This window comes from Kitasatospora sp. NPDC053308, assembly GCF_055585785.1.
Genome location: NZ_JBVJJY010000001.1, coordinates 1,003,715 through 1,020,952 on the forward strand (window position 1 = coordinate 1,003,715; position 17,238 = coordinate 1,020,952).

The window sequence follows — 17,238 nt, forward strand, 5'->3', positions numbered from 1 at the left end:
GGGGGCGCCCGGTTTCGCCCGACTGCGGCAGATTCTTGTTACCGACGGGTACCGGAGCGGGCGCCGAAGGCCTAGGCTGCGCCGTATGTCGGACCTCACAGCAGATGCAGTGGCCACCGAACACCCCGGCGCCGGCAACCCGGCGGCTCCCGGCGGCGGCCGGACCGTCGCGGCCGCCGTGCCCCAGGCCCTGGTCGCCCGGCTGGCCGCCGGCGTCACCGCGACCGGCGAGCCCGACCTGGTGGAGACCGTCGCCCCGCTGACCGGCGAGCGGCTGGCCGGCCTGCCGCGGTCCACCCCGGCCGACGTCGAGGTCGCCTACCAGCTCGCCCGCCGCGCCCAGTCGGCCTGGGCCGCGCTGCCGGTGCGCCGCCGCGCCGCCGTCCTGCTGCGCTTCCACGACCTGCTGCTCAAGCGGCAGGACGAGGTGCTCGACCTGATCCAGGCGGAGACCGGCAAGGCCCGGCTGCACGCCTTCGAGGAGGTGCTGGCCGTCGCCATGGCCGCCCGGCACTACGGGCGGACCGCGCACAGCCACCTCAAGGACAAGCGGCGCGGCGGGGCGCTGCCGGTGCTCACCCACGCGGTCGAGGCCCGCCGCCCCAAGGGCGTGATCGGCCACATCTCACCCTGGAACTACCCGCTGGAGCTGTCCGTCGGTGACGCCCTGCCCGCCTTCGTGGCCGGCAACGCGGTGGTCAACAAGCCGGACACGCAGACCGCGCTCACCGCGCTGTGGGCCCGTGAGCTGCTGGTCGAGGCCGGGCTGCCGGCCGACCTGTGGCAGGTCGTGATCGGCGACGGACCGGTGATCGGCCCCGCCGTGGTGGAGCACGCCGACTACGTCTCGTTCACCGGCTCCACCCGCACCGGCCGCGACGTCGCCCAGCGCGCCGCCGCCCGGCTGGTCGGCGCCTCGCTCGAACTCGGCGGCAAGAACGCCATGCTGGTGCTCTCCGACGCCGACCTCGACGCCGCCGCCGCGGGCGCCGTCCGGGCCTGCTTCTCCTCCGCCGGGCAGCTGTGCATCTCGATCGAGCGGCTGCTGGTGCACCGCTCGGTGGCCGACGAGTTCCTGGAGCGCTTCGCCGCCCGCACCCGGGCGCTGCGCCTCGGCGGCGGTCTCGCGTACGGCGCGGACATGGGCTCGCTGGTCTCCGCCCGCCAGCTGGAGACCACCACCCGGCACGTGGAGGAGGCGGTCAAGGCGGGCGCCACCGTGCTGGCCGGCGGCCGCGCCCGGCCGGACCTCGGGCCGTTCTTCTTCGAGCCGACCATCCTCGACGGCGTCACCCCCGACATGGCGGTCTGCGCCGAGGAGACCTTCGGCCCGGTCGTCTCCGTCTACCGCTTCGACACCGAGGAGGAGGCGGTGGCCGCCGCCAACTCCACGCCGTACGGCCTGAACTCCAGCGTCTGGACCAAGGACCTGCGGCGCGGCCGGGCGGTCGCGGCCCGGCTGCGCACCGGCACGGTCAACGTCAACGAGGCCTACGCGGCCGCGTACGGCTCGGTCGCCTCCCCGATGGGCGGCATGGGCGACTCCGGGCTGGGCCGCCGGCACGGCGCCGAGGGCCTGCTGCGCTTCACCGAGGCGCAGACCATCGCGACCCAGCGGCTGATGCCGATCGCGCCCTCGTTCGGCCTGGACGACGAGAAGTTCGCCGCCGTGATGACCGGCGGGCTGCGCGCGCTCAAGGCGCTGCGCTTCCGCTAGGCCCGGGGCGCGTCCCCAGGCGCGGCGTCACCCGGGGCCCCGAGCGTCTCGGGCCCCGACTCGCGGTTCCCAGAGGCATGTTCAACCCGGCGAAGGAGCGGTGGCAGATGGTGGAGTCCGACGGTGCGGAGTTCGACTACGACGTGGTCGTGGTCGGGTCCGGCTTCGGCGGTTCGGTCGCGGCGCTGCGGCTGACCGAGAAGGGCTACCGGGTCGCCGTCCTGGAGGCCGGGCGGCGCTTCGAGCGGGACGAACTGCCCAGGAACTCCTGGGACCTGCCGAACTACCTGTGGGCGCCGCAGCTCGGGCTGTACGGCATCCAGCGGATCCACCTGCTGGCCAACGTGCTGATCCTGGCCGGTGCCGGGGTCGGCGGCGGCTCGCTGAACTACGCCAACACCCTCTACGTGCCACCGAAGGCGTTCTTCGAGGACCGCCAGTGGCGCCACATCACCGACTGGCAGGAGGAGTTGGCGCCGTTCTACGACCAGGCGCAGCGAATGCTCGGGGTCCGGCTCAACCCGACCGTCACCCCCTCCGACGTCCACCTCAAGGCCGCCGCCGAGCGGATGGGCGTCGCCGACACCTTCCACATGGCGCCGGTCGGGGTGTTCTTCGGCGACGGCAAGGACGCCGAGGGCACGGCCAAGGCGGCGCCGGGCGACGAGGTCGCCGACCCGTACTTCGGGGGCGCCGGACCGGCCCGCAAGGCCTGCGTGGAGTGCGGCGAGTGCATGACCGGCTGCCGGCACGGCGCCAAGAACATGCTCACCGAGAACTACCTGTACCTGGCCGAGCGGGGCGGCGCGGAGATCCACCCGCTCACCACGGTGGCCCGGATCCGGGAATCGGGCGGCGGCTACGCGGTGGACGTGCGCCGCACCGACTCGCGGTCGAGGACGGACCGGGTGAAGGCGGGCGCGCGGACCATCACCGCCGCCCGGGTGGTGGTCGCGGCCGGCACCTACGGCACCCAGTCGCTGCTGCACCGGATGCGCGCCGACGGGCACCTGCCCCGGATCTCGGCGCGGCTCGGCGAGCTGACCCGCACCAACTCCGAGGCGCTGGTGGGCGCGCAGACCACCGACCGGCGCTACGGCGCCAAGGCGGACTTCACCAAGGGCGTCGCGATCACCTCCTCGATCCACCCGGACGCCAACACCCACATCGAGCCGGTCCGCTACGGCAAGGGCTCCAACGCGATGGGCGCGCTGTCGATCGCCCAGGTCAAGGGCGGTGGAGCCGTCCCGCGCTGGCTGCGCTACCTGGGCAACTCGGTCCGCCACCCGGTGACCTTCGCCCGCTCGATGGACCAGCGCGGGTGGTCCGAGAAGACGATCATCGGCCTGGTGATGCAGTCGCTGGACAACTCGATCACCGTCTCGCTGAAGAAGGGCCCGCTCGGCAAGGCCCGGCTCACCTCCTCGCAGGGCCACGGCGAGCCCAACCCGACCTGGATCCCGGCCGCCGAGCGCGGCGCCCAGGCGCTGGCCGACGAGATCAACGGCTTCGCGGGCAGCACCGTCGGCGAGATCTTCGACATCCCGATGACCGCCCACTTCCTCGGCGGCTGCCCGATCGGCGACGCCCCCGGGACCGGCGTGGTCGACCCGTACCACCGGCTGTACGGGCACCCGGGGATCAGCGTGGTGGACGGCTCGGCGGTCTCCGCCAACCTCGGCGTCAACCCCTCGCTCACCATCACCGCCCAGGCCGAGCGGGCGCTGTCGATGTGGCCCAACAAGGGCGAGGCGGACCCGCGCCCGGCGCAGGGCGAGGCGTACCGGCGGGTCGGCCCGGTGGCACCGGTGCGGCCGGCCGTGCCGGAGGGCGCGTTCGGCGCGCTGCGGCTGCCGGTGCTGCCCGTCCCGGAGGTCCCGAAGAAGCGCGGCTGAGCGCGGTCCGGTCGGTCAACCCGCCTGCTGCGGTTCCCGGTTGACATCCGTTCGAGTCCGGTGGGATAAACGGGCTCCCTGGGGCGACCCAGGGAATCGTCGAGCGGGGGGACACCGGTCCATGGCCAACTGCGCATCGTGCGGCGCGACTTCGGTGGAGGGGGCGAGGGCCTGCGGTTCGTGCGGCCGGCCGCTCGCGCCACCGCCCGTACCCCCGGCGCCGCCCGCCGCGCCGCCCGCGGCCGGCCTGTCGGCGGCTCCGCCGCCCGGACCGCCCGGGTACCCGCCGGGGGCGGTGCCGTCCCCGCCGCCGTTGCCGCCGTTGCCGTCGGGCCAGGGCCCCGGCGGGCCGGCGCCCGCCCCGCCCGCGCTGGGCAGCTGGGGCGCCGGACGGCCGTACACGCAGCCGTCGCCCGTCCACCGGCTGCTGACCGGGGCCGACTGGCGCCCGGCGCTCAGGGCGGCCGTCGCGCCGACCCTGGTGCTGCTGCTGGCGGCGCTGATCGCGGCCGTCCCCGGCGACTACCAGGTCGAGTACCGGTTCCGCTCGCCCGAGTTCGGCGACCGCTTCGGCGCGACCCTGTCGATGGCGCTGAACGCACTCGGCGCGCCGTTCGAGCTCGGCTACCAGAGCCCGCTGAGCCGCGGCCACGCCGAGCGGATGGACCTCGTCATCCGGATCGCGCCGATGACCGTCACCGTGCTGTGGGGCCTGGCGCTCTGGGCCGGTCTGCGGGCCGGACTGCGCCGGCGCAAGGCGGTGGCGGGTCAGCTGACCCGGGGCCAGGCCGCCGGGGAGGCGCTGCGCACCGCCGCGGTCCTCGGGGCCGTCACCACGGTGCTGTGGGCGGTCGGCGGGACGACCTGGCAGCCGCGGGCCGGCTACGACTTCCCGGACTACACGGGCGCTACCGGCCCGGACCTGTCCCGCCCGGTGGCCACCGCGGGCGCCGGATGGCTGGAGGCGGTCGGCTGGACGGTACTGGCGGCCGGTCTCCTGGCCTTCGCCGTGTACGGCACCGACGCACTGCGCTGGGCCGCCTGGCGCAGCCGGTCGGTGCGCGGCTGGGCGGTGGCCGCGCTGACCGCCGGCCGGGCGCTGGCGGTGTCGGTGGCGCTGTCCGCCGTCGTGGCCTTCGTCCTGGTCGCGGCGAACAGCACCAGCGGCGGGCAGATCGGGCTGGCGCTGGCCTTCCTGCCGAACCTCGGCCTCACCCTGCTCGGCTTCGGTTCGGGTGCGACCTTCCAGGCCCACAGCGGCACGTCCGGCGGGACGTCCTGGCGCGACCGCAGCGACGACCTGAACCTCTCCCTCTTCGACCTGCACGACCAGGTGAGCGCCGACTGGCGCTGGGCCGCTCTGCTGGGACTCGCGGCGGCCGGCACGCTCGGCTGGACGGCGTACCGGCGGCAGCTGGACGCGGCCGACCGGCTGCGGCTGGCGGTCGTGCACACCGGGCTGCTCACCCCGCTGATGGCGGTGGCCGGCGCGATGGTGACCCGGACCTCCTCCCTCACGGGCTCCACGACGGGTTGGGGCGGTGGCGGCTCCGGCCTGGTGGCGTCCCAGGAGACCTCGGTCGGGCTGACCTTCCTCACCGCGCTGGCCGCCAACGCGGTCTGGGCGGTGGTCGGCGCGCTGCTGGTGCCGCCGCTGCTGGCGGCGGTCCGCGGCGGGGGCGCGGGCGCCGGGTACGGCGGGACCGGGTACGGGACCGGGTACGCGGGCGCCGGGTACGGCGGCGGGGTCCCGACCGGCGGTGTCCCGTCCGGGCCGACGCCGCCGCAGGGCGTTCCGGCGCAGGGCGGCGCCCCGCACGCCGCAACCCCGGCCGGCGCAGCCCCGCAGGCCGGTGCCGCGCAGGACGGACCGTCCGTCCCCGGGGCCGGGGTGAGCGAGGTGCTGGGCTCGGACGAGGAGCCGGCCGCCCCGGCCGCCCCGGCCGCCGGGACGCCGGGCTCCGCCGAGGTGCCGCCGTCCCGGGCCGAGGAGCCGGTCGACCCGAGCGTCTGGCGCGAGCACCCCTGAGCGAGGGCGGAGGGCGGGGGTTCGGAGGAGGGAGCGCAGGAGCCCGGACAGGGCAAAGGGCCCCGCGGGGGAACGGGGCCCTTTGTCGCTCAGCACTCGGCGTCAGGGCCGCGCCGGTGCTGGGGTGACGGCGCCGGGGGAGGAGCGCCGTCGTGTCGGTTGGTCCGGGTCGTGGTTCCGCAGCTCCGCGGCTCCGGCGGGGGTGGCCGGTGGTGCGGGGCGCGCGCGTCCGTGGCGAGGCGGGCGGCAGCGAGGTTTGCGCCGGTCCCATCGCTCACGGAGCGTGAAGTGAACGCCGCTGTCGCCCGTTGGGCGGCGACTGCGGACATCTCGTCGGCGAACCTCCTCGGTGAGCCGTCAGGCGCCGGAAGAACCGCCTACACCGAGCATCGTGCTGGACGGAGGCCCCGCTCTGCAACCGGTTCGGCACAGTTCGCTCCGGTCCGTGTGTCGTTGGGACGGCCTTCGATGATCACGGTGCGTAGCGGTCTGGCCGGTTGCGGCGCACGGGGACGCGCGTAGCGGCGCGGAAGGGACGGGGGAAGTGCGCCGGGCGTGCCCCGGATCGGGACGGGGGTGCGACGGCCGGTCCCGGGCGTCCCCGGACTCCGGCCGTCCCACCTCTCGGCCCAGTCGCGGCCGGGTTCGCTGTCCCCTGCTGGCCGGCCGCGGCACCCGCGCACGGTCCCACGGAGCCGCGCTCCCGGCGAGCCGGGCGGCGGCGCCACATGCGCCGGTGGACTGGGGTGGAGCTCCACGCGTGGTCCTGCTGCCGTACGGCGTGCCCCCGCGGGGGTCGGTCGGCGCGTCTGGCGGACGCGGCGCGGCCGTGCGGTCGTCTGAAGCAACGAACTTCGGCCCCGCGCGGTCACGGTCCTTTGGACGGGCAGACGAGTGAAACCGGGCAGCCCGGTAGAATCGGTGTCCAGACACCCCACACCCGTCCGCCGCCGCCGCCCCAGCCGGGGAGGCGGTTCAGCGCGACACCTCGATACCGCTGCCGGAAGGCCGTCTGTGTCCTCTGCAATTCCCGTCCAGTCCGTGCCGGACAACGACACCGTCCTGGTGGTCGACTTCGGTGCCCAGTACGCCCAGCTCATCGCCCGTCGGGTGCGTGAGGCGCGGGTCTACAGCGAGATCGTGCCGAGCAGCATGCCGGTCGCGGAGATGCTCGCCAAGAACCCGAAGGCGATCATCCTCTCCGGCGGTCCGTCGTCGGTCTACGAAGAGGGCGCGCCCCAGCTCGACCGCGCGATCTTCGAGGCCGGTGTCCCGGTCTTCGGCATGTGCTACGGCTTCCAGCTGATGGCCAAGACGCTGGGCGGCACCGTCGACAACAACGGCGCCCGCGAGTACGGCCGCACCCCGCTGACCGTCTCCCGCAGCGGCTCCACCCTGTTCGAGGGCGTCCCCGCGAAGCACTCGGTGTGGATGTCGCACGGTGACGCCTGCTCCGCCGCTCCGGAGGGCTTCACCGTCACCGCCTCCACCGACCTGGTCCCGGTCGCGGCCTTCGAGAACGACGAGGCCCGGCTGTACGGCGTCCAGTACCACCCCGAGGTGCTGCACTCCGACCACGGCCAGCAGATCCTGGAGCACTTCCTCTACCGCGGCGCCGGCATCGCCCCGACCTGGACCACCGGCAGCGTGGTCGAGGAGCAGATCGCCCTGATCCGCGAGCAGGTCGGCGACAAGCGCGCGATCTGCGGCCTGTCCGGCGGCGTGGACTCCGCGGTCGCGGCCGCCCTGGTCAACAAGGCCATCGGCGACCGGCTGACCTGCGTGTACGTGGACCACGGCCTGATGCGCAAGGGCGAGACCGAGCAGGTCGAGAAGGACTTCGTGGCCGCCACCGGTGTGCAGCTGAAGGTCGTCGACGCCGCCGAGCGCTTCCTGAACGCGCTGAAGGGGGTCACCGACCCCGAGGAGAAGCGCAAGATCATCGGCCGCGAGTTCATCCGGGTCTTCGAGCAGGCCCAGGCCGAGATCATCGCCGAGGCCGGCGAGCACGGCGAGTCGGTCGACTTCCTGGTCCAGGGCACCCTGTACCCGGACGTGGTGGAGTCCGGCGGCGGCACCGGCACCGCCAACATCAAGTCCCACCACAACGTCGGCGGCCTGCCCGAGGACCTGCAGTTCCAGCTGGTCGAGCCGCTGCGCAAGCTGTTCAAGGACGAGGTCCGGATGGTCGGCCAGGAGCTGGGCCTGCCGGAGGAGATCGTCCAGCGCCAGCCGTTCCCGGGCCCGGGCCTGGGCATCCGGATCGTCGGCGAGGTCACCAAGGAGCGTCTGGACCTGCTCCGCGACGCGGACGCGATCGCCCGCGAGGAGCTGACCGCGGCCGGCCTGGACCGCGAGATCTGGCAGTGCCCGGTCGTGCTGCTCGCCGACGTGCGCAGTGTGGGCGTGCAGGGCGACGGCCGCACCTACGGCCACCCGATCGTGCTGCGTCCGGTCTCCTCCGAGGACGCCATGACCGCCGACTGGTCCCGCCTGCCGTACGACGTGCTGGCCCGGATCTCCACCCGGATCACCAACGAGGTCCGCGACGTGAACCGCGTCGTCGTCGACGTCACCAGCAAGCCGCCGGGCACCATCGAGTGGGAGTAGTCCTCCCGCCGGCCGTCGGTCCGACGGCCGGAGCCTGAACGGTCGCGCCGTCGTTCCCGTACTGGAGGGAGCGGCGGCGCGGCCGTTCGCGGTGCGGGTGCCGCCCTCCAGGTGGGAGGTCCCACCGAAAGCGAGCAGGAGCGGGCAGAATGCGGACCGGATCTGTCAGGGAGTGGCAGGCGAGAGGGAAGGTGTACGCGATGTCGGAGGCCAGCAACCCGGTGCCGGCCGGCGGGGGAGCGGTCGGTCGGGCCGAACGGGCGGCGCAGCGGCGGGCCCTCGCGTCCAGGTACGCCCTGCTGCCGCTGCGGCTCTTCCTCGGAGTCACCTTCGTCTACGCCGCCCTCGACAAGCTCTCGGACGCGCACTTCCTGGCCGGAGCGGGCGACCCGGCCTCGTTCGTCTCGCAGACCCAGGCGGCCAAGGCCGGCGGCAGCCCGATCTCCTTCCTGCTCGGCCCCGCGCTCGACCACCCGACGCTGTTCGCGCTCGCCATCGCCTTTGGCGAGCTGGCGGTCGGCCTCGGCACCCTGCTCGGCCTCTGGGGCCGGGTCGCCGCCCTCGGCGGCGCGCTGCTCAACCTCAGCCTCTGGCTGACCGTCAGCTGGAGCGTCTCGCCGTACTACCTCGGCAACGACCTCGCCTACCTGATGGCCTGGACCCCGCTGGTACTGGCCGGCACCCCGTACCTGTCGGTGGACGGCTGGCTCGCCCGCCGGGCCCGCCGGGACCGCGCGCGCGGGCTGGCCGAGGACCAGGTCAAGCGCCGGGCGCTGGTGGACGGCGGGATCGCGGCCGTCGCGATCGGCGGCGCCGGGCTGCTCTCCGGTTCGCTGACCCGCACCTTCGGCCGGGACGAGCAGGCCGCGCCCAAGCAGTCGGCGGCCCCGGTCTCCGCCGCTCCGGCGTCGGCCCCCACGGTGCCCGCCGCGAGCGTGCCGGTCGGCGGCTCGGCCCAGGTCAAGGACCCGGCCACCGGCGACGCCGTCTACATCGTGCAGCCCAAGGCGGGCCAGTACTGCGGCCTGTCGTCGGTGTGCACCCACTCCGGCTGCGCCGTGGACGCCCCGAAGGACGGCCGACTGCGTTGCCCCTGCCACGGCTCCGTGTTCGACGCGGCCACCGGCGCGGTGGTGACCGGCCCCGCGAACAAGCCGCTCCCGAAGTACGGCGTCACCAAGGACGGGGACAAGCTCGTCCTGGGCCCGCAGCAGAGCTGAGGCCCGGAGGGCCGGAGATCGGGGGCCGCGGGTTCGGGGGCCGCGGGTTCGGCGGCCCGGTGCTCGCGGAGCGGCCCTACTCCTCGCGGTCGGGGCGGCCGCGCCGGGCCACGGCGGCGACCGCGCCGGCCAGGCCTCCCACACCGAGCACGATGAAGGTGACCGGGATGACGATCCGGCCGTTCACCGACCGGTCGTTCACCGCCGCGACCAGGTAGAGCACGGCGAGCACGGTGAACAGCGCGCCCGCGATCAGCGAGAACAGGTCGAGCCGGTGCTTCCTCACTGCTGGACCACCTTGATGTCGCCGAGCCCGATGCCGAGTTCGAGGTTGAGCGTGCCCTTGGAGGCCTGGCCGTCGGCCGGGCCGATCAGATAGCTGTGCCGTCCGGTGCCGTCGCTGCGGTCGCCGGGGACGGCGACGTTGCCGAGTCCGACCCGGGCGGTGACGTTCACGGTTACGTCGTCCGGCACGGTGACGGTCATCTCGCCGGCGCCGAGGTCGACCTTGGTGGAGAGGGCCGCCCCGGCCGGGGCCAGCCCGGAGAGGTCCAGCCGGATCGTGCCGGCACCGAGGTTGTAGCGGTCGTGCAGTTCGGACGACGTGGCGACCGTCCAGTCGCGCTCGCCGACGGCGTCGTGCACCGAGTTCGGCGAGTGGCCGACGAAGGCCAGGGCCAGGGTGAGCAGCAGGCCGGGCACGGCGAGCTTGCGGGCCCGGCCGAACTTCGCGCCGACCAGCAGGGTCAGGCCGACCACCAGCAGCGCGGTGGCCAGCACGGTCGTGCTCCGCACGGTCGGGCTGTGGTGACCCGCGGAGGCGGCCCAGACCGCGGCGCCCGCGCCGATCGCCAGCAGGAGGCCGAAGAAGCCGAGCGCCGAACCCTCCCGGGGCCGGCGCACCACGGCCGGCTCGGGGCGGCGCTTCGGGCTCTCCTTGCGCAGCGGGTCGCCCTCGGGCAGGTCGGTGCGCTGCCACCAGGGCTGGGCCGGGCCGCCGACCGGTGGCACCGGGGTGCCGAACGGCGGGGTCGGGGTCGCGGAGCCGGCGCCGTACGGATTGCGCTCGGGGTGGCGCGGGTCCCACAGGTAGCCGCCGGTGCCCGGCGGCGGGCTGTCCGCGGGAACGGTTCCGGCGGCCCGGTCGGCGGCGTGCCCGGCGCGGGCCGCCTCGTCCTGCTCCGGCCGGGGCCAGACGTAGCCCCCGGCCCCGGCGCCGGACTCCGGGAAGTGGCGGTCGTAGGGGCCGCCGTGCCGGCGCCCGCGCCCGCGTCCCCGGCGGCGGTCCGGGTCGTAGCGCACCGCCAGGAAGACCAGGCCGGCCAGCAGGAGCAGCGGGAACATCTGGTCGCCGTCGCCCATCGAGGAGAAGAACACCCCGGTGCCGATCACGGTCAGCAGCACCGCGCCGACCGACTGGCCGTCCACCCGGCCGGTGAGCACCCGCTGGAGCTCGGTGCGCCCGCCGCGGCCCTTGGACTCGTCGTCGGTCGGGACGATCAGCCAGGCCAGGCCGTACAGGAACAGTCCGAGGCCACCGGAGAGGCAGAGCACCACGATGACCACCCGGAAGACCACCGGGTCGATGTCCAGGTGCCGGCCGAGGCCGCCGCAGACGCCGGCCACCACGCGGTGGTGCTCGGCCCGGGTCAGTGGCGGGCGTTCCGGTTCCGGCGGGGCGGCAGGCCCGGCCTCCTCGATGCGGGGGTCCTCGGTCATGGGCACCATCCTTGCGGCAGGTGCCGGTCCGGCCCAACCGGGAGCAGCCCTGCCCGGACCCTGACTTGTCCCTGATTCGGCCTAGGGACCCACCCTGATGCGCCCGCGGGGGCCCGCGTGGAACCATCGGTGGCGTGGCAGCCCCCGGTACCGATCCCCGACCCCTCGCCCCCGACGCCGCGCCGTCGGCCGGCGCCGACCCCACCGCGGCCGACGGCGCGAAGCCGCCGTACCGCCGGCTCTACCGCAGCCCGCAGGGCCGGATGCTCGGCGGCGTCGCGCACGGCCTGGCGGTGCACCTGGGGCTGCCGGTGCGCTGGGTGCGGCTCGCCTTCGTCCTGCTGTTCTTCGCGCAGGGGATCGGCGCCCTGCTGTACGCCGCGTTCTGGTTCGTGGTGCCGATCGGCATCGGCGAGCCCGCGGCGCGCGGCGGCGCCCAGTGGGTCTACCTCAACGGGGTGTTCGTGCCGGCCGCGCCCGGGCTGCAGGGCGGGCTGCTGAGCAAGGGCAACACCGGCGGCTGGCTGGGCCGGCTGCGCCGGCTCCTGCAGCACACGCTGCAGGGCGAGCCGGTCGCGGCGCCCGCGGAGGGCGGGGCCGCGGCGCCGTCCGCCAAGACCGGGCAGGGCGGCCTCGGCCAGCTCGCCGCCCTGGTCATGGTCGTGATCGGCGTGATCGCCCTGCTCAACGTGCTCGGCTGGCAGACCGCCAAGCCGTACACCTGGCCGCTGCTGGCGATCGGCGTCGGCGTCGCACTGGTCTGGCGGCAGGCCGACGACTCGCGCTGGCAGCGCTGGTTCGGCATCGAGGAGGGCGAGAAGCGGCGCGGTGCCTACACCCGGGTCGGCGCCGGCGTGCTGCTCGCGGTGGCCGGCACCATCGCGCTGCTCGCCATGCAGGGCAGCGGCTCCACGCTCGGCTCGGTCGTCGAGGCCTCGCTCGCGGTGCTCGCCGGCGTGCTGGTGCTGCTCGGCCCGTACGGCCTGCGGCTCTGGCAGGACCTCGGCGCCGAGCGCACCGCCCGCATCCGCGCCCAGGAGCGCGCCGAGATCGCCGCGCACATCCACGACTCCGTGCTGCACACCCTGACCCTGATCCAGCGCCGGGCCGAGGACCCCAAGGAAGTGCTGCGGCTGGCGCGCTCGCAGGAGCGCGAGCTGCGGCTGTGGCTGTACCGCCCGGAGGCCGCCGCCGAGGCCGCGCCGGACACCATGGCGGAGACGCTGCGCGCCGCCGTCGCCGAGGTCGAGGACCGGCACGGCGTCCAGGTGGAGCTGGTGATCGTCGGCGACTGCCCGATGGACGAGAGGATCGCGGCACAGATGCAGGCCGCGAGGGAGGCGACCGTCAACGCGGCCAAGTACGGTGGCGGGGGACCGGTCCAGGTCTACGCCGAGGTCGAGGGGAGGACGGTGTCGGTGTTCGTCCGCGACCACGGGCCCGGCTTCGACCCCGACACGGTGCCGGAGGACCGGATGGGCGTACGGGAGTCGATCATCGGCCGGATGAAGCGCAACGGCGGCACCGCTCGGGTGCGGCCGGCGGCGGGCGGCGGTACCGAGGTCGAGCTGGAGATGGAGAGAACTGATGACTGAGGCAGCGCCGATCGGGGTCCCCCCGGCCGAAGGCGGGGGGCGCACGGCCAGGGTCGTCCTGGTGGACGACCACCGGATGTTCCGGACGGGGGTCAGGGCCGAGATCGGCCGTACCGACGTGACCGGCATCGACGTGGTGGGCGAGGCCGACGACGTGGACTCCGCGGTCCGCGTGGTCGCCGAGACCAGGCCCGACGTGGTGCTGCTCGACGTGCACCTGCCCGGCGGCGGCGGCGTCGAGGTGCTGCGCCGCTCGGTGGGCGTGATGGGCGAGCAGGGAGGGGTGAAGTTCCTGGCGCTGTCCGTCTCCGACGCCGCCGAGGACGTCATCGGCGTGATCCGCGGCGGCGCGCGCGGCTACGTCACCAAGACCATCACCGGCACCGACCTGGTGAACGCGATCTTCCGGATCGCCGACGGCGACGCGGTGTTCTCGCCGCGCCTGGCCGGCTTCGTCCTGGACGCCTTCGCGGCCACCGACACCCCGCCGGTCGACGAGGACCTGGACCGCCTCACCCAGCGCGAGCGCGAGGTGCTGCGGCTGATCGCCCGCGGCTACGCCTACAAGGAGATCGCCAAGCAGCTCTTCATCTCGGTGAAGACCGTCGAGAGCCACGTCTCCGCCGTCCTGCGCAAGCTCCAGCTGAGCAACCGGCACGAGCTGACCCGCTGGGCCACCGCCCGCCGCCTGGTCTGAGCACCTCCTGCGAGGTCGAGCCCGTCCGGTCCGGATTCCTCCGGGCCGGGCGGGCTTGTCGGTGGGTGGCCATAGACTCGGAGTGCCATGAGTAGCCTCTTTGACGACCTTCCGCTCCCCGGTTTCGAGGCACCCGCCGCCGGGTCGAAGCAGCCCGCCGAGCCCTTCGACGAGGAGCCCCCGCCGTACGGGGACGACGTTCCGTACGACGCGTACGAGGAGGCGATCCCGGAGGGGCTGTTCCAGGCGACGGCCTTCGAGCAGCCGGGGGGCGCCGCCGAGGCCGAGCGGGACGCCTGGTACCGCAACGGCGCCGCGCGCCCGGTGATCGATCCGGCACAGCTGCTGGAGGGGATGAACGACCCGCAGCGCGAGGCGGTGCTGCACGCAGGGTCCCCGCTGCTGATCGTGGCGGGCGCCGGCTCCGGCAAGACCCGGGTGCTGACGCACCGGATCGCCCACCTGCTGGGCGCCCGCGGGGTGCAGCCGGGGGAGATCCTGGCGATCACCTTCACCAACAAGGCCGCCGGCGAGATGCGCGAGCGCGTCGAGGCGCTGGTCGGCCCGCGGGCCCGGGCGATGTGGGTGTCCACCTTCCACAGCGCCTGCGTGCGGATCCTGCGCCGCGAGTCCAAGCAGCTGGGCTTCACCTCCAGCTTCTCGATCTACGACTCGGCCGACTCGCAGCGGCTGATGTCGCTGGTCTGCCGCGACCTCGACCTGGACCCGAAGCAGTTCCCGCCGAAGTCCTTCACGGCGAAGATCAGCAACCTCAAGAACGAGCTGATCGACGAGGAGACCTTCGCCGACCAGGCCGCCAACCCGATGGAGAAGAAGCTCGCCGAGGCGTACGCGCTGTACCAGCGGCGGCTGCGCGAGGCCAACGCGCTGGACTTCGACGACATCATCATGACGACGGTGAACCTGCTGCAGGCCTTCCCCGACGTCGCCGAGCACTACCGGCGCCGGTTCCGGCACATCCTGGTCGACGAGTACCAGGACACCAACCACGCCCAGTACATGCTGGTCCGGGAGCTGAGCGGCGGGTCCGTCGCGGCCGCGCCGAAGCGCACCGCGGACGGGGACTTCGTGAACCCGGCCGCCGCGCACCTCGCCGAGGTGCCGCCGGCCGAGCTGTGCGTGGTCGGTGACGCGGACCAGTCGATCTACGCCTTCCGCGGCGCGACCATCCGCAACATCCTCCAGTTCGAGGAGGACTACCCGAACGCGACGACGATCCTGCTGGAGCAGAACTACCGTTCCACGCAGACCATCCTGAGCGCCGCCAACGCCGTCATCGAGCGCAACGCCAACCGCCGCGAGAAGAAGCTCTGGACGGCGGGCGACCACGGCGAGAAGGTCGTCGGCTACGTCGCGGACGACGAGCACGGCGAGGCCCAGTTCGTCGCCGACGAGATCGACCGGCTCACCGACAAGGGCGAGGCCAAGCCCGGCGACGTCGCGATCTTCTACCGGACCAACGCCCAGTCCCGCGTCTTCGAGGAGGTGTTCATCCGGGTCGGCCTGCCGTACAAGGTGGTCGGCGGGGTGCGCTTCTACGAGCGCAAGGAGGTCCGGAACGTCCTGGCGTACCTGCGGGTGCTCTCCAACCCGGAGGACACCGTGCCGCTGCGCCGGATCCTCAACGTGCCCAAGCGCGGCATCGGCGAACGGGCCGAGGCGATGATCGACGCGCTGGCCGCGCGGGAGCGGATCTCCTTCGCGCAGGCGCTGCTGCGGGTGGACGAGGCGTACGGGATGGCCGCGCGCTCGGCCAACGCGGTGAAGAAGTTCAACGCCCTGATGGCCGGGCTGCGCCAGGTCGTCGAGTCGGGCGCGGGCCCGGCGGCGGTCCTGGAGGCAGTCCTGGAGGAGACCGGCTACCTCGCCGAGCTCCAGTCCTCCACCGACCCGCAGGACGAGACCCGGGTGGAGAACCTGCAGGAGCTCGCCTCCGTCGCCCTGGAGTACGAGCAGGACCCGGGCGAGCGGCCGGACGCCGGGGAGGACGGCGCGCCGCCGGTCGGCTCGCTGGCCGACTTCCTGGAGCGGGTCGCGCTGGTCGCCGACTCCGACCAGATCCCGGACGAGGACGAGGAGGGGCGGGGCGTCATCACGATGATGACCCTGCACACCGCCAAGGGTCTGGAGTTCCCGGTCGTCTTCCTGACCGGCATGGAGGACGGGATCTTCCCGCACATGCGGGCGCTCAACCAGGTCAAGGAGCTGGAGGAGGAGCGCCGGCTCGCGTACGTCGGGCTCACCCGGGCGCGCGAGCGGCTGTACCTGACCCGCTCGGTGCTGCGCAGTGCCTGGGGGCAGCCGGCGTACAACCCGGCCTCGCGGTTCCTGGAGGAGATCCCGGACACCCTGGTGGAGTGGAAGCGCACCGGGGCGGCGCAGGCGCCGGCCCAGCGGGGCTTCTCCTCGGGTTCGTCCTGGGGCAAGTCCTCGTCCGGGGGCGGGAGTTCGCGCTCCTCCTCGGGTTCGTCCGGGTCCTCCTTCTCGGCCTCGGCCGCGCCGAAGGCGGGCTGGGGGCAGTCCGCGCGGCGCGGTGGCAAGGTCGTCGAGCGCGACGTCGTCTCACTGGCGGTCGGCGACCGGGTCACCCACGACAGCTTCGGGCTGGGCACGGTGGTGGCCGTGACGGGTGTGGGCGACCGGGCGCAGGCCACCGTCGACTTCGGCACGGACGGGCGCAAGCAGCTGCTGCTGCGCTACGCGCCCGTCGAGAAGCTGTAGCGCTCGGGCGTCGTCCCGGGGCCGTGTCGGACGATTCCCCCGGCGGGAATCGTCCGACACGCCTAGCGCGGGTCCAGGCCGTTGGCCAGGAACCACGGCAGCGGGTCGACCGGCCCGCTGCCGGCGGGCCGGATCTCGAAGTGCAGGTGCGGGCCGGTGCTGTTGCCGCTGCTGCCGACGAAGGCGATGACGTCGCCCTGCTTCACCGGGCCCTTGCGGATCTTGTACGCGCGCAGGTGGCAGTACCAGGCCTCGGTGCCGTCGGACATCTTGAGCATCGACATGTAGCCGTAGAACGGGTTCCACTGGGTGCGGATCGTGCCGTCGGCGACGGCCATGACCTGGGAGCCGCCGTCCACCGGGAAGTCGATGCCGGTGTGCCGGTTGGCCCAGTGGGTGCCGGCCTCGCCGAACAGCTCGCCGAGGCCGTGCCGGGCGACCGGCATGACCACCTTGGGCTTGACCGGTTCGGGCGCCGGCTCGGCGGTGGGCGGCGCGGCCGGGGCCTCGCTCGGCTGGGCTCCGGCCAGCGGCCGGCGGGCGTCGCCGCGCGAGGCCTGGGGCTGGTCGCCGACCGCGACGCCCTGCCGGGCCGCCGACGCGGCGGTCGCGTCGTCCGGGGCGTCCGCCGCCGAGGCCTGCACCGGCACCTGCCCGTCCCGCTCCTGCACCACCGTGACGGCCGCCGCGCCGGCGACCCCGAGCGCGGCCACCGACGGCAGCGCGACCCGCAGCAGCGCCGTCCGGGTGGCCGCCTTGGCGGCGCCGCGGCGCTGGGCGCGGGACTGCTCGCGGGCGGCGAGGCGCAGCTCCGCACGGGTCGGGCGGGCGGCTGCTTCGGGAGCCATCGGGGGCTGCCTCCTCGGTGGGCCTCGGGCGCGTCGTCGGGCGAGGTCGGACAGCCGCGACTGTAGCCCCCAGGCCGATGCCCCGGAAAAACCTCCGGTTGTCAAGAGGTCGCCCGGGGGGTCTGGGGGAGGGTGCCGGACGGAGGGGCATACCCGCTGGTAGCAA

Annotated in this window: 11 protein-coding genes; 8 read left to right on the forward strand and 3 right to left on the reverse strand. The window is 74.3% G+C overall.

Going from position 1 to position 17,238, the window contains the following annotated elements:
- The first annotated feature begins 85 nt into the window (after positions 1 to 85).
- The 5 genes from ACZ6Y7_RS04710 to ACZ6Y7_RS04730 all read left to right on the forward strand — a co-directional run bounded on the left by ACZ6Y7_RS04710 (position 86) and on the right by ACZ6Y7_RS04730 (position 9,471).
- Positions 86 to 1,717, forward strand: coding sequence for a succinic semialdehyde dehydrogenase (locus tag ACZ6Y7_RS04710; RefSeq protein WP_465756353.1), 1,632 nt, complete (start codon positions 86 to 88; stop codon positions 1,715 to 1,717).
- A 107-nt stretch (positions 1,718 to 1,824) separates the two neighbouring features.
- Positions 1,825 to 3,612, forward strand: coding sequence for a GMC oxidoreductase (locus ACZ6Y7_RS04715; RefSeq protein WP_465756354.1), 1,788 nt, complete (start codon positions 1,825 to 1,827; stop codon positions 3,610 to 3,612).
- A gap of 322 nt (positions 3,613 to 3,934) precedes the next feature.
- The gene (locus tag ACZ6Y7_RS04720; protein WP_465756355.1) at positions 3,935 to 5,641 is read left to right on the forward strand and encodes a hypothetical protein; all 1,707 of its coding nucleotides are present in this window, start codon (positions 3,935 to 3,937) and stop codon (positions 5,639 to 5,641) included.
- A 1,041-nt stretch (positions 5,642 to 6,682) separates the two neighbouring features.
- Positions 6,683 to 8,251 (forward strand): glutamine-hydrolyzing GMP synthase, encoded by a 1,569-nt coding sequence (gene guaA, locus ACZ6Y7_RS04725; protein ID WP_465756356.1) that lies wholly within the window; start codon positions 6,683 to 6,685, stop codon positions 8,249 to 8,251.
- A 200-nt stretch (positions 8,252 to 8,451) separates the two neighbouring features.
- Positions 8,452 to 9,471 (forward strand): Rieske 2Fe-2S domain-containing protein, encoded by a 1,020-nt coding sequence (locus ACZ6Y7_RS04730; protein ID WP_465756357.1) that lies wholly within the window; start codon positions 8,452 to 8,454, stop codon positions 9,469 to 9,471.
- 76 nt (positions 9,472 to 9,547) lie between these two features.
- On the opposite strand, the gene ACZ6Y7_RS04735 is transcribed toward ACZ6Y7_RS04730, so the two are convergent.
- Positions 9,548 to 9,757, reverse strand: coding sequence for a hypothetical protein (locus tag ACZ6Y7_RS04735; RefSeq protein WP_465756358.1), 210 nt, complete (start codon positions 9,755 to 9,757; stop codon positions 9,548 to 9,550).
- The gene (locus tag ACZ6Y7_RS04740; RefSeq protein WP_465756359.1) at positions 9,754 to 11,190 is read right to left on the reverse strand and encodes a PspC domain-containing protein; all 1,437 of its coding nucleotides are present in this window, start codon (positions 11,188 to 11,190) and stop codon (positions 9,754 to 9,756) included. The genes ACZ6Y7_RS04735 and ACZ6Y7_RS04740 overlap by 4 nt, the downstream gene beginning before the upstream one ends.
- 134 nt (positions 11,191 to 11,324) lie before the next feature.
- On the opposite strand from ACZ6Y7_RS04740, the gene ACZ6Y7_RS04745 reads away from it, so the two are divergent.
- The 3 genes from ACZ6Y7_RS04745 to pcrA all read left to right on the forward strand — a co-directional run bounded on the left by ACZ6Y7_RS04745 (position 11,325) and on the right by pcrA (position 16,224).
- A complete protein-coding gene (locus ACZ6Y7_RS04745) occupies positions 11,325 to 12,785 on the forward strand; it encodes a PspC domain-containing protein (protein WP_465756360.1) in 1,461 nt (486 codons plus the stop codon).
- Positions 12,778 to 13,482: a LuxR C-terminal-related transcriptional regulator gene (locus ACZ6Y7_RS04750; protein WP_465756361.1), complete on the forward strand. Its 705-nt coding sequence runs from the start codon at positions 12,778 to 12,780 to the stop codon at positions 13,480 to 13,482. Before ACZ6Y7_RS04745 ends, ACZ6Y7_RS04750 begins: the two co-directional genes overlap by 8 nt.
- 87 nt (positions 13,483 to 13,569) lie before the next feature.
- The gene (pcrA, locus tag ACZ6Y7_RS04755) at positions 13,570 to 16,224 is read left to right on the forward strand and encodes a DNA helicase PcrA (RefSeq protein ID WP_465756362.1); all 2,655 of its coding nucleotides are present in this window, start codon (positions 13,570 to 13,572) and stop codon (positions 16,222 to 16,224) included.
- 62 nt (positions 16,225 to 16,286) lie between these two features.
- On the opposite strand, the gene ACZ6Y7_RS04760 is transcribed toward pcrA, so the two are convergent.
- Positions 16,287 to 17,072: a M23 family metallopeptidase gene (locus tag ACZ6Y7_RS04760; RefSeq protein WP_465756363.1), complete on the reverse strand. Its 786-nt coding sequence runs from the start codon at positions 17,070 to 17,072 to the stop codon at positions 16,287 to 16,289.
- Positions 17,073 to 17,238 lie beyond the last annotated feature (166 nt).